Below are 13,339 nucleotides of genomic sequence, written 5' to 3' on the forward strand. Positions count from 1 at the left end.
CTTCCTATTATTCCACTTCGTTTAACATTTTCTCTCCCCCTGCTTGCACCATGAAAAGTAAGGGGTGGGGGTGAGCTGACAATCACTCTACTTCTTCCTTAACCATATTTCTATCCCTCTTCCTATCATTTTTGCCGATTAAAATTTGTTGAATAAGATAAAAAACTGTAACTTTGCGATATTGTTAACTTAATCTTTGACATAATGACGGATGAACAACACGATCATGATGTGTGCTGAAATGGTTCAGCTATTGCATGAAGACCTTCCTACCTTAGTTCGTATTTTATGACTGACAACATAGAAAACGTGGCTTGATGTTGTTGCATTCGCATTATATAGTGTATGAGAAAAACGATTTTGCATGAAGTGTAAAGTTGCAATTTTGACTTTAATGGTGTTATGCTGTGGTTCTGTTCAGAGCCATACGAATAAGGTATATACATCTCGTCCCTTGCGGATTTGGTTTGATTCTCCCTGTAGTCTGAAAGGAAAGGCCGTGTGGTATGGGGGTAATCCCATGGCATGGAAGGATGGGAAAAAGCCTGAAATGGCCGGCAATTCGGCGAATAACGCTGATCAAGAGTGGGAGTCGGCTTCGCTTCCCATTGGTAATGGCAGTGTGGGGGCCAATATTTTTGGTTCGATTTCGGCTGAACGCATCACGTTAAACGAAAAAAGTTTGTGGCGAGGAGGCCCCGGAGTGAGTCATTATGCAAGCTATTATTGGAATGTAAATGATAATAATGTTTTTCCAATAAATATAGATGATGGTCATTATGCAAGCTATTATTGGAATGTAAATAAGCGTAGTGTCTCGGTGTTGAAAGACATTCGGGCAGCCTTTTTGGCTGGCGACAAGGCCAAAGCCGATAGCCTTACACGCAAAAACTTCAATGGTTGGGCCTCTTATGAGCAAAGGGATGAGAAGCCTTTCCGCTTTGGCAATTTCACCACGATGGGCGAGTTGTTCATCGAAACAGGACTGACGGAAGAGGGCATCAGCCACTATCGTCGCGAACTTTCTTTAGACTCGGCGCGCACCTTGGTGCAGTTCAACCAAAATGGGGTGTGCTATCAGCGCACAGCCTTTGTCTCTTATCCTGATAATGTCTTGGTGTTGCGGTTCAACGCCAATGCCAAAGGCAAACAAAACCTTAACTTTTCTTATGCTCCCAACCCTGTTTCTACAGGACAAATGCAGGCTGATGGCGCCCATGGTTTAGTCTATCGAGGTGCTTTAGACGATAACGGCATGCAATATGTCGTGCGTATTCAGGCCGTGACAAAAGGCGGAAGTGTGACAAACGAGCATGATACGCTGAAAATACGCCATGCCGATGAGGTGATGTTTCTTATCACGGCAGACACCGATTACCGCATTAACTTCAATCCAGATTTTACGAATCCTAAGACCTATGTTGGCGTTCAACCCGAGGTAACGACTCAAACGTGGATGCAACAAGTTGAAAAGAAAGACTATAATCAGCTTTTCTCACGCCATTATCGCGACTATTCGGCACTCTTTCAGCGTGTGAAACTGCGCCTGAATCCGTCTAACCGTGCCGCTGACGACAAGCCCACTGCACAACGTTTAGAGGCCTATCGCAACGGCACTACCGACAATGCGTTGGAAGAACTCTATTATCAATTTGGCCGATATCTGCTCATTGCCAGTTCGCGTCCAGGCACTTTGCCTGCCAATCTGCAAGGACTCTGGCACAACAATGTCGATGGACCATGGCATGTGGACTATCATAACAACATCAATTTGCAAATGAACTACTGGCCCGTTCATACCACTCATTTGGATGAATGTGCCCTGCCGCTGATTGATTTTGTACGCTCTTTGGTGAAACCCGGTGCCGAAACAGCCAAAGCCTACTATGGGGCGAGAGGCTGGACAACGTCGGTTTCGAGCAACATCTTTGGCTTTACAGCTCCTCTTTCGAGTGAAGATATGTCGTGGAATCTATGCCCTATGGGTGGTCCTTGGCTTGCAACACACTTGTGGGAGTACTATGATTTCACACGCGATAAACAGCTGTTGCGCTCCACACTCTATGACCTCATTAAGCAAAGTGCCGACTTTGCCGTTGACTATCTGTGGCGAAAACCCGATGGAACCTATACCGCTGCACCCTCAACTTCGCCCGAACATGGGCCTATTGATGAGGGAGTGACCTTCGTTCACGCTGTGATTCGCGAGATATTACTTGATGCTATCGCTGCAAGTAAAGTGCTTGGGGTAGACGTTGAGGCTCGAAAGCAGTGGCAACAGGTGCTCAATCATCTTGCGCCTTACCGCATAGGACGCTATGGACAGCTGCAAGAGTGGTCGGAAGATATCGATGATCCAAACGACCATCACCGCCATGTCAACCACCTCTTTGGCTTGCATCCCGGCCACACAATTACGCCATCGGCAACTCCCGACTTAGCAAAGGCATCGCGAGTGGTGCTTGAACATCGTGGAGATGGGGCCACAGGATGGAGCATGGGATGGAAGATTAACCAGTGGGCACGCCTACAAGACGGCAATCATGCTTATCTGTTGGTGCGCAATCTGTTGAAAAACGGAACCTTAAATAACCTTTGGGACACTCATCCTCCTTTCCAAATTGATGGCAACTTTGGCGGAACAGCCGGCATCACCGAAATGCTTTTGCAGAGTCATGCAGGCTTCATTCAGTTCTTACCTGCCTTGCCTGACAGCTGGAAACAAGGCGAAGTGAGCGGTCTCAGGGCACGCGGTGGCTTCGAAGTGAGCCTGAAATGGAACGAGGGAACATTGCAATCAGCCACAATCAAGTCGTTGGCTGGTGAGCCATGTAAACTCAACTATCGCGGTAATTCCATTCATTTTGCCACGCAAAAAGGCAGAAATTACGAGGTGAAATGGGTCAAAGGACGGCTTGAAATGCGTCAAATCGTGAGCCGTTCTCATTAGAACAGATCTCCCATGGTGAATGTTGCGACCACGCAACGTCGTAGGTTTTATGCCAGCGTTTCCATGAATGAATCTACCATGGTGAATGTTGCGACCATGCAACGCCATAGGTGTTATGGCAGCGTTTCCATGAATGAATCCGCCATGGTGAATGTTGCGACCACGCAACGCTGTAGGTTTTATGGCAGCGTTTCCATGAATTAATCCGCCATTGCGAATATTATAATGATGCAACGCCGTAGAATTTATGTCAATATTTCCATGAATGAATCCGCCATTGCGAATGTTATAACGACGCAACGCCGTAGGTGTTGTTCTTTTGATAGCCCAGGGTTGGTGAGAAACGAGCCTACCCTGGGTAAGCATTCGTAAGGAGATTCAACGCCATCGGTGTTGAGCTTTTTCTGTGAAGGCACGCTTACAATGAAATATTTTATGGCGGATTAATCAAAAAAGCTCAACACCTACGGCGTTGTTCCACACAAACCATACGTTAACCCAGGGTAGCCTGCACTATCGTTTGGCAACCCTGGGCTATCAAAAACGCAACACCTACGGCGTTGAAATATGCTTTTTGTATCCTTGTTCACGTTTTCTCGCGTTTGAATTTATGGCGGTTTGCGCTTAGAAAGCGCAACACCTACGGCGTTGAAACATTCTTTTTGTATCCTTGTTCACGTTTTCTCGTGTTTGAATTCATGGTGGATTGCGCTTAGAAAGCGTAACACTTACGGCTTTATTCCATTTTGCACGCGGTGGATTTCGTAAATAATGGTGTTGCAAAAATATGCTATCTCTTTTTGAAAATCAGGTGCTTGGGGATTTTAACCCACTTGCGATTCACTGCAATTTTTAGCGTACTGCCGCCGTCTTGCTGTAATTCGAAGGTGCCGTCAGGTAGTCTTTTTAGTGTGGCTTCAAGGTCTTCGCTGCCATAGTCGTTGGTAATGGCAAGCTTAGCTGTCGTGGAATCTTTGAGTTCTACATTGGTAAAGAGCCACTTACGCACATCTCTTTTTGCTCCAAAATAGCCCGGAAGGTCTCCAAAAATCTCTTGTCCTGGCACCTTAATCGTGTTATGATAGAAATCCATTTCTATGTAAACTTGATATTCATCGTTATATAAATATCCCTTGAAAACATTGTCTTTCTGTGCGTGTAGCGTCAAAACAGCAAAGAAAGCGCATAAAACGAGTAATACTTTCTTTATCATTTATCTTTCAGTTTTAGTTACAAAGATATATTGTTTCATCAAGAAAACGGCATGATTATTAAAAATATAGGTGGTAAAACTTGTTTTTTTAGAATTTTATATTATCTTTGCGACACATTATTAGTCTTTGTAATGGGTAAGAAGATGAGTATTCCCGATTATATTTTTGAATCAAGTTGGGAGGTATGTAATAAGGTAGGCGGCATCTATACCGTGCTATCTACACGAGCAAAAACTTTGCAGGACGAGATGAAGGACCATATAATATTCATTGGTCCCGATTGTTGGAAGGAGAGTTCCAGTCCTTATTTCATAGAAGATGAAAGCTTGTTCTCGGCATGGCGACTGAAAGCGCAGGCTGAAGAGGGGCTAAAGATGAAAATAGGTCGGTGGGATGTTCCCGGAAAACCTATTGCAGTATTGGTAGATTTCCAGCCTTTTTATGCTGAAAAAGACCAGATTTATGGTCAACTTTGGGCAGATTTCAAGGTTGATAGCCTTCATGCATATGGTGATTACGATGAAGCCAACATGTTTTCTTATGCAGCTGCAAAGGTTGTTGAAAGCTTTTATCATTATTATCTTAGTCGGGATGCGCGTGTTATCTATCATGGTAATGAATGGATGACGTGTCTTGGCCTGCTGTATATCAAGAAACAGGTTCCTGAAATCGCTACAATCTTCACGACACATGCCACGAGTATTGGTCGAAGTATAGCCGGAAATAACAAGCCTCTCTATGAATATCTGTGGGCTTATAATGGAGATCAGATGGCCGCAGAACTCAATATGCAAAGCAAACACTCAATAGAGAAACAGACAGCACATTTTGTTGACTGCTTCACTACCGTGAGTGATATCACTGCTTTGGAGTGTAAAGAGTTGTTGGATAAGCCAGTAGATTTCGTACTTCCTAATGGATTTGAAAATGATTTCGTTCCCAAGGGGGCGACTTTTACAGCCAAACGCAAGCAGGCACGCAAGAGATTGCTTCGTGTGGCGAATGCACTGACGGGCGATTGCTTTGATGATGACACGCTGATTGTATCGACCAGTGGGCGTTATGAGTTTAGAAATAAAGGCATAGATGTGTTTATTGAGGCGATAAATCGATTGCGTTTCTCCGAGAAACTCAATAAAAAGGTCGTTGCTTTCATTGAAGTGCCGGGCTGGGTAGGTGGTCCTCGTGAAGACTTGCAAGCCCGTTTGCGTCATGAAGAGACCTTCGATAGTCCGTTGTCTCATCCTGTTTACACGCATTGGCTACACAATCAGGACAATGATTGCGTGTTAGGAATGATGAATTCGCTTGGAATGAATAATGAAAAAGATAGTCGTGTGAAGCTGATTTTCGTGCCGTGTTATCTCACTGGGCATGATGGCATCTTCGATTTATCCTATTATGATATCGTGTTGGGTAACGATTTGTGCGTTTATCCGTCTTATTATGAGCCGTGGGGCTATACTCCTTTGGAGGCCGTTGCTTTCAAAGTGCCTTGCATCACCACCGATTTGGCTGGGTTTGGACTATGGGCCAATCAGGTGAAAGGTAGTGATAGTGAGATTGAAGATGGTGTGAAAGTCGTTCATCGCACAGATTATAATTATGCCGATGTGGCCGAATCAATTAAGAAAACGATAGAAACCTTTGCCTCATTCTCGGCAAACGAGGTGGAGACTTGCCGTGCAAATGCCGAGAAACTCTCTCGAAAAGCTTTGTGGAGTAAGTTCATTGTTTACTATCATGAGGCCTATAATGCTGCCCTTAACAAGGCAGAAGCAAGAAAAACAAATAGTTATTGAGATTAATATAAATTGAGATTTATGAAAATTAAAGCTGATTACGTTAACACTCCTCAATGGAAGGAGTTGACAGTCAAATCTCGTCTGCCAGAACAATTGAAGTGTCTTGACGAACTGGCACATAATCTTTGGTGGGCATGGGATTATGAAGCACGAGACCTTTTCAAGAGCCTTGACGAGGCTTTATATGAAGAAGTGCAACACAATCCAGTCGTTTTACTTGAGCGTTTAAGCTATGAACGCAAAGAAGCCATAGTAAAAGACAAGTCACTCATGAAGAAAGTGAAAGACGTTTATGCCAAGTTCCGCGCTTATATGGATGTAAAGCCAAACAAAGAGCGTGCATCGGTGGCATACTTCTGTATGGAATTCGGTATAACTCAAGTGCTAAAGATCTATTCCGGAGGTCTCGGCATCCTCGCAGGAGACTATCTTAAGGAGGCATCTGATAGTAATGTTGACATGTGTGGCGTGGGATTCCTTTATCGTTACGGCTATTTCACACAGAGCCTGAGCATGGATGGTCAGCAGATTGCTAAGTATGAAGCTCAGAATTTTAATTCACTGCCAATCGAACGCGTATTGGATGAGAATGGAAATCCACTCGTTATAGATGTTCCTTACACCAATTATATGGTGCATGCATACGTTTGGCGTGCTAACGTTGGACGTATAAGTCTCTATCTTTTGGATACCGACAACGACTTGAACTCTGAATTTGACAAGCCTATCACCCACAGCTTGTATGGTGGTGACTGGGAAAACCGACTCAAACAAGAGATACTTCTCGGTATTGGTGGTATCTTAACATTGAAGCGTTTGGGTATAAAGAAAGATATTTATCATTGCAATGAGGGCCACGCTGCACTCTGTAATCTGCAACGTTTGTGTGATTATGTTGAGAGTGGACTAACATTTAATCAGGCAATGGAACTCGTTCGTGCCTCTTCTCTCTATACAGTTCATACGCCAGTTCCTGCTGGACACGACTACTTTGACGAGGCTCTCTTCGGCAAATATATGGGTGGTTATCCTGCAAGATTAGGCATTTCATGGGATGAACTCATTGGAATGGGCCGACAAAATCCCGATGATCATAACGAACGTTTCTGTATGAGTACTTTCGCATGCAATACATGTCAGGACGTGAACGGCGTTAGTAAGCTTCATGGTTGGGTAAGCCAGAAGATGTTCTCTCCATTGTGGAAGGGCTACTTCCCAGAGGAAAATCATGTTGGTTACGTAACAAATGGTGTGCACTTCCCTACATGGGCGGCTACCGAATGGCGCAAAATCTACGATAAGTACTTTGACAAGAACTTCATGAACGACCAGAGTAATGAAGAGATTTGGCACGCTATCAACAATGTTCCCGATGAAGAGGTTTGGTCAACTCGTATGGCTTTGAAGCAAAAGTTGGTTGATTATATCCGTGAAAAGTTCACCGAGAACTGGCTTCGCAACCAGGGTGACCCTGCACGCGTAGTCTCTTTGTTGCAGCGTATCAACCCCAATGCGTTGATGATTGGCTTCTGTCGTCGTTTCGCTACATACAAACGAGCTCACCTTCTCTTTACAGATGTTGACCGTTTGGCTAAGATTGTCAACGACCCAGAGCATCCTGTCTTGTTCTTCTTCTCTGGTAAGGCCCATCCTGCAGACGGAGCAGGCCAAGGTTTGATTAAGAAGATCTACGAAATCAGTCAACGTCCAGAGTTCTTAGGTAAGATTATCTTCCTCGAAGACTACGACATGCAACTCGCTCGCCGTTTAGTTTCTGGCGTAGATATATGGATGAACACACCAACTCGCCCGCTTGAAGCTTCTGGAACATCAGGAGAGAAGGCCGAAATGAATGGTGTTGTCAACCTCTCCGTACTTGATGGATGGTGGGTTGAGGGTTATCGTGAGGGCGCAGGTTGGGCACTTCCCGAGAAACGTACTTACGAAAACCAGGCTTATCAGGACCAACTCGACGCCGCAACTATCTATGGTTTGTTAGAGAACGACATCATACCAATGTATTATAACCGTAATAAGAAGGGCTATAGTGCCGATTGGGTGAAGGTCATTAAGAACTCTATTTCTACCATCGCACCTCATTACACAATGAAACGTCAGTTGGATGACTACTTCGATCGATTCTATAATTGTGAAGCTTTGCGTTTCAAGAAGCTCCAAGAGCATGATTATCGTCTTGCAAAGGACATCGCTTTGTGGAAAGAAACCGTTGCAGAGCGCTGGGATGAGATTCATGTTGTTAGCAAAGATACGTCATTGTTGGACACAGGAGGCGAGACTGGAAAGGAATATACGATGCGTTATGTCATCGATGAACAAGGACTTGACGACGCTGTTGGCTTGGAACTTGTGAGCCTAAAGAGCAATACTTCAAAGGATGATCACGAAGTTTATAGCGTTCGTCCATTCAAAGTGAAGGGTCACGAGGGCAATCTCTATACGTTTGAAGCTGTAATCGAGCCCGATGTTGCAGGCGCGTTTAGAAGTTGTGTGCGTATGTATCCGAAGAATGTCAACCTTCCTCACCGCCAGGACTTCTGCTATGTGAAGTGGCTTGACTAATAGATAACGATTTAATTCAAATAAATTCTAAAGGAAACTGACCTTGCGTCAGTTTCCTTTTTTTGTGTTTTCCAGTCGTGAAATGATGGGAATGAGTCGACGTTTCAAGTCATTTCGTCCCACGTTTTCAGTCACTTTGCGTGGTGATTTGACGTGAATTAGAAAATGGTTGTTCAAAAATATTCACGAAATTAAATTTATTTAACGCGATATTGTAACTTTGAAAAGAAAATAAAGTTAATTTCGCAATATCAACCTTAGAGATTCTAAATACTTAGTTTGTTATTAAGTTGACCAACACTTACATACTATGTGAATTTCTTATTGCTTGTAATCTATCTGTTAAAAAATACACATAATGGGATTTATGAGATGTAATCTTTTATTAGGCACAATGTTGTGTTTCTCTTTGATGGGGCATGCGCAGTCAAAAACTACGCTGAGTGCTGAAGTGTTTGGTTATCAACGTGACATGGTTTACTTTGATTGCGTGCAGTCACCCTTTATTGCTGCCGAGTTTCATACAAACCCGGGAGAGGAACATCACTATTCGTTTAAGACCTCACAGCTGCAATGTATGTTAATCAATGGGCAGACTAATGTTCTGCTTATGCCTGGAGACAGCGTGCATGTGGTTGTGAAATATGACGAGAAGCGCGTTTCTTCAGTTGCTTTTAGCGGTACGGAGAAGGCCGTAGAAGCTAATCGTTTGCTGAGAAAGATTGCTGATTTGCGTCGCCAAATGCGCTATAAGAGCCAGTTGTTGGCGTGTGCCGTTGTCGATATAAAGCCCAAACAACGTATTGATGACTCGCGTGTTTTGCTTACGAAAGTACAGGAAATGGTCAAAGAAAACAATAAAAAGCTTCAGTCAACAGCAGCAGAATATCTCCTTGCTGAAACCGAAGCAGCTGCCTATACCTCGTTCATGGAGTATCCACAAATGTATGCTGACATGCGAAAGACTCCCATTTCAGACCAAGAAATAGGTGATTATTGGAAGCTGATGGACGGTGTTTCACTGCGCAAAGGGCCTGGAGCTATGCGCTGCCCTGAATATATTAGTTTCTTGATGCGCTATTGTTTTTATGAAAATGAGAAGCAGGCGGTGAAACAAGGAAAGAAATATGAGGCGCCACAAACATTGGAAACCATGTTCCAAACCTTAGCCTCTTATTATAAAGGTGTGCAGCGTGACGCCGTGCTTTACCAGTTATTGGTGAACTTTATCCGTAATGGAAAGGAACTTGAACGCGTTAAACCTCTCTTGAATGCGTACAAATCTAAATACAATCTTGATAAAACCAACATTGAAACGCTTGAAAAACTGTTGCAATGATCAATCTCTCATGTGCTGAATAAGTTATTTTCGGTAGTTAATCTAATAGTCATTAAAGTCCATAAACACGTTAATTTTTATGGAGAAGCTAAAGTTTAGTATTCTATCCCCTAATGCATGGCTCGCCTTGCTGTGCTTCCTTTTCTTGTGTCAACTCCCACTTCTTGCGCAAAGGTCAGCCGAAGACGAGTGGAAGGACACGCCCGTCACGTTGCGAATCAGTAATGAACCTCTCGGAGTTGTCATTGAAAAGGCTGTGAAACAAGCCGGAGCAACGTTAGAATTCCAAGATGTTACGCTGGTAGGAATAACAAATCCCACGTCGTTAAACGTGAAAGATCTCTCATTAGATAAGGTGTTGGGTCGCCTTATCGGTGATCAGAACGTATGGATAAGGTATGAAAGCGGTCGGCATGTAGTCATTTCACCCCAGCGCAACGCTGCCCCTGCAAAGAATATGTACGCTGTTGAGGGTGTTGTTACTGATGCAAAGACGGGTGAAGCGCTTATCGGCGCAACGGTAGTCGTTACAGATGGCACCGCAAGTGGTGGCATCAATGGATGTGTTACCGATGTAAATGGAAAGTTTTCTTTGCAGGTTCCGCCAAAGGCCTCTATCAAAGTAACCTATATGGGCTATGAAACCTACTCTATACAGATAACACGTAAGTCGGTAGACTTAAAGATAAAGCTTAAAGAAGACGGGCAAACCATCGACGAAGTTGTTGTAACCGGTTTGAGCAAACGCAAGAAATCGAGCTTTACAGGTAATTATGTTTCGGTGAAAGGAGCCGATTTGCGCAAGCTCAATCCTACCAATATTCTCAAGAGTTTGCAGTTCTATGACCCGAGTTTCAAGGTGTTAGAGAACAACACTCAAGGCTCTGACCCCAATGCTCAGCCTGAATTTCTTATTCGAGGTGACCAGAATCTCGGCACAACTTCATCGCTTAACAGCATGGATTTGTTGTTGGATAATGTGTCAAGTCGCCCAAATACCCCCTTGTTTGTACTCGATGGCTTTATCGTTTCGATGAGCCGTGTGTTGCAACTTGACCCAGAACTCATTGAAAATGTAACGATATTGAAAGATGCAGCGGCTACAGCCATCTATGGTTCTCGTGCATCTAATGGCGTGGTTGTCATCGAAACGAAGGTCGCTCCCGATGGAGTGCTCTCCGTAAACTATAATGGTGGCCTCACGGTTCAAGTGCCCGACTTGACCGATTACAAGCTGATGAATGCCAAAGAGAAACTACAGATGGAGTGGGATGCAGGAGTTTATGACCCCACTTCAGCGCAAAGTATGAACGTTTACAATCGTTTGTTGCGCAATGTCTTGGCAGGTGTCGACACGTATTGGCTTAGTAAGCCGCTACGTACAGCCATTGCACATCGTCATACGCTTACCGCTGCAGGTGGAACTGAGGTGTTCCGTTACAGCTTGAGCGTCAATGCAACCTCTACACCGGGTGTGATGAAGGGCTCAAGTCAAGGTTTGAAGAGTCTGAACTTCAGCATGTCTTACCGCAAAGAGGAACTCTCCGTGGGGGCAAACATTAATCTTGCCGGCAGCAATGGCTACAATTCACCTTATGGTTCGTTCTCCGAGTACACGCGTGTCAACCCATATTATCGCCCAACGAATGACTATGGAGAGTATCTTCGCCAGTTAGATAACCACACAGGTTCAGGCAGTGTACCTATCAGTAACCCCTTGTATAACGCGCATGTTGGTATAAAAGACTTCTCATCTAACACCAATATATCGGCTGGATTGAACTTAGAATATCGGTTGTGGAAGAACCTTCGCATGACAGGTAACTTCTCTTTTGTACGTGGAATGGCACGCACGGAACGATTCTTGCCAGCTGATCATACCTCGTTCTTAACCGAGTTAGACCCCACTTTGCGTGGAAGTTACTCGAAAAACACGGGTGATATGCAGTCGTGGTCAAGCAATATAGGCTTCAATTGGAATGGAACTTTCAAGAAACATCTGTTGAGTGTCTTCGGCAACTGGACCGTTTCAGAAGATAAAAGCAATTATGTTAACCTCTTTGCTGTAGGCTATCCAGACAATCATATGGATGATTTCATCTTCGGAAATAAGCTTACTACGACGCCAAGTGGTTCTGAAGCAATCTCCCGTTCAATGGGATTCATCACGCAGTTGTCTTATAGTTACGACAATAAATACTCGGTAGACTTCAATGTCAGCAGTGAAATCACGTCACGTTATGCCGACCATCATCTCACTCCTTTCTGGAGTTTAGGTGCCCGTTGGAATGCACATCGCGAGAAATGGCTGGCAGGTCGCATCTCAAACTTAGTCTTCCGAGCTACTTATGGCATAACAGGCTCGCAGAATTCCAGCCAAGCTGATGCCATCGAATATTACACATTCAGTCGCACAATGCGTCCTTACACCTCGTTCTCTACACTTGGTGCTGTGCTGTCTCGCCTGAATAATCCAGATATTAAATGGACAAAGACCGACAATTTAGGCCTTGGTGTTGATGTCGGTGTATGGAAAAACCGAGTTAATTTGTCGTTCAACTATTACAATAATATTAGTCGTCAGCTGCTAACGAATTACGATTTAGCTCCTTCAACGGGCTTCGAGTCGCAGTATATTAACGCTGGAGAACTACAAAACAAGGGTTTCGATGCAACGTTAAGTGTTATTGCTTTGCAGAACATTCGAAAGCAATTCTATTGGACAGTGGCTGTAGGCATGAACCATAATCGCAATAAGATTCGCAAGATCTCAGACTACTTACGCAAGATGAACGAGGAACAATTGAAGTCAAAGTCGGCACCTTTGCCCATCTATCAAGAGGGAAAGTCTACTACAACGTATTATGCTGTGCGCTCTTTAGGTATAGATCCGATGACGGGTAGAGAGGTTTTCTTGACCAAAGATGGTGAAAAGACCTTCGTTTGGAACCCTGCTGATAAGGTTCCTGTTGGTGAAACTACACCGAAAGTCAATGGAACCATTAGCTCATCTGTTAACTGGCGCGACTTCTCTTGTACGTTAGGATTCATCTTTAAGTGGGGAGGCATCGTGTATAATCAGACATTAGTCGACAAGATTGAAAACAGTAATATCGCTTATAACTTAGATCGTCGCGCAGCTTTTGACCGTTGGCACAAGCCAATGGATATCGCAAAATACAAGAGAATCGATATAAATGGCTCGGAAACTCCTGCTTCTGATCGCTTCATTATGAAAGATAACGAACTCAAACTGGCCAGTATCAACTTAGGTTATCGCTTCAAACAGACGCAATATAAATTGTTACGTCGCCTGAGTATTGATGTCTTTACGCTTAATTTCACAACAAACGACCTGTTAAGGCTCTCTACTGTGAAGATGGAACGTGGTCTTTCTTATCCTTTCTCACGTTCTTATACGATGTCGTTCTCTATCATCTTTAAATAAATT

8 protein-coding genes are annotated in these 13,339 nt (G+C 44.0%); 6 read left to right on the top strand and 2 right to left on the bottom strand.

The features are described from left to right. The first annotated feature begins 364 nt into the window (after positions 1-364). Both HMPREF9145_RS04700 and HMPREF9145_RS13925 read left to right on the top strand, forming a co-directional pair. Entirely contained in the window at positions 365-2,950 is a 2,586-nt protein-coding gene (locus HMPREF9145_RS04700; protein WP_021825224.1) for a glycoside hydrolase family 95 protein, read from the top strand. Between the two features lie 12 nt (positions 2,951-2,962). Then, positions 2,963-3,154, top strand: a complete 192-nt coding sequence (locus HMPREF9145_RS13925) for a hypothetical protein (protein WP_231369754.1) — start codon at positions 2,963-2,965, stop codon at positions 3,152-3,154. 260 nt (positions 3,155-3,414) lie between these two features. On the opposite strand, the gene HMPREF9145_RS13675 is transcribed toward HMPREF9145_RS13925, so the two are convergent. Further along, the gene (locus HMPREF9145_RS13675; protein WP_196809739.1) at positions 3,415-3,540 is read right to left on the bottom strand and encodes a DNA-directed RNA polymerase; all 126 of its coding nucleotides are present in this window, start codon (positions 3,538-3,540) and stop codon (positions 3,415-3,417) included. A 200-nt stretch (positions 3,541-3,740) separates the two neighbouring features. Then, the gene (locus tag HMPREF9145_RS04705) at positions 3,741-4,163 is read right to left on the bottom strand and encodes a hypothetical protein (RefSeq protein ID WP_007135899.1); all 423 of its coding nucleotides are present in this window, start codon (positions 4,161-4,163) and stop codon (positions 3,741-3,743) included. 144 nt (positions 4,164-4,307) lie between these two features. On the opposite strand from HMPREF9145_RS04705, the gene HMPREF9145_RS04710 reads away from it, so the two are divergent. The 4 genes from HMPREF9145_RS04710 (at position 4,308) to HMPREF9145_RS04725 (ending at position 13,336) form a co-directional block, all read left to right on the top strand. Beyond that, a complete protein-coding gene (locus HMPREF9145_RS04710) occupies positions 4,308-5,966 on the top strand; it encodes a glycogen/starch synthase (protein ID WP_036906627.1) in 1,659 nt (552 codons plus the stop codon). A gap of 21 nt (positions 5,967-5,987) precedes the next feature. Next, entirely contained in the window at positions 5,988-8,549 is a 2,562-nt protein-coding gene (gene glgP, locus HMPREF9145_RS04715; protein WP_021825241.1) for an alpha-glucan family phosphorylase, read from the top strand. 358 nt (positions 8,550-8,907) lie between these two features. Next, the gene (locus tag HMPREF9145_RS04720) at positions 8,908-9,888 is read left to right on the top strand and encodes a hypothetical protein (protein WP_021825214.1); all 981 of its coding nucleotides are present in this window, start codon (positions 8,908-8,910) and stop codon (positions 9,886-9,888) included. 79 nt (positions 9,889-9,967) lie between these two features. After that, entirely contained in the window at positions 9,968-13,336 is a 3,369-nt protein-coding gene (locus HMPREF9145_RS04725; RefSeq protein ID WP_021825217.1) for a SusC/RagA family TonB-linked outer membrane protein, read from the top strand. Positions 13,337-13,339 lie beyond the last annotated feature (3 nt).

Origin of the sequence: Segatella salivae F0493 (assembly GCF_000477535.1) — a bacterium.
In the GTDB taxonomy this organism is placed as follows: Bacteria; Bacteroidota; Bacteroidia; order Bacteroidales; family Bacteroidaceae; genus Prevotella; species Prevotella salivae.

Coding starts and splice junctions, on each gene's coding strand:
- HMPREF9145_RS04700 (WP_021825224.1), top strand. CDS start 365: ATGAAGTGTAAAGTTGCAATTTTGACTTTAATGGTGTTATGCTGTGGT.
- HMPREF9145_RS13925 (WP_231369754.1), top strand. CDS start 2,963: ATGGTGAATGTTGCGACCACGCAACGTCGTAGGTTTTATGCCAGCGTT.
- HMPREF9145_RS04705 (WP_007135899.1), bottom strand. CDS start 4,163: ATGATAAAGAAAGTATTACTCGTTTTATGCGCTTTCTTTGCTGTTTTG.
- HMPREF9145_RS04710 (WP_036906627.1), top strand. CDS start 4,308: ATGAGTATTCCCGATTATATTTTTGAATCAAGTTGGGAGGTATGTAAT.
- glgP (WP_021825241.1), top strand. CDS start 5,988: ATGAAAATTAAAGCTGATTACGTTAACACTCCTCAATGGAAGGAGTTG.
- HMPREF9145_RS04720 (WP_021825214.1), top strand. CDS start 8,908: ATGGGATTTATGAGATGTAATCTTTTATTAGGCACAATGTTGTGTTTC.
- HMPREF9145_RS04725 (WP_021825217.1), top strand. CDS start 9,968: ATGGAGAAGCTAAAGTTTAGTATTCTATCCCCTAATGCATGGCTCGCC.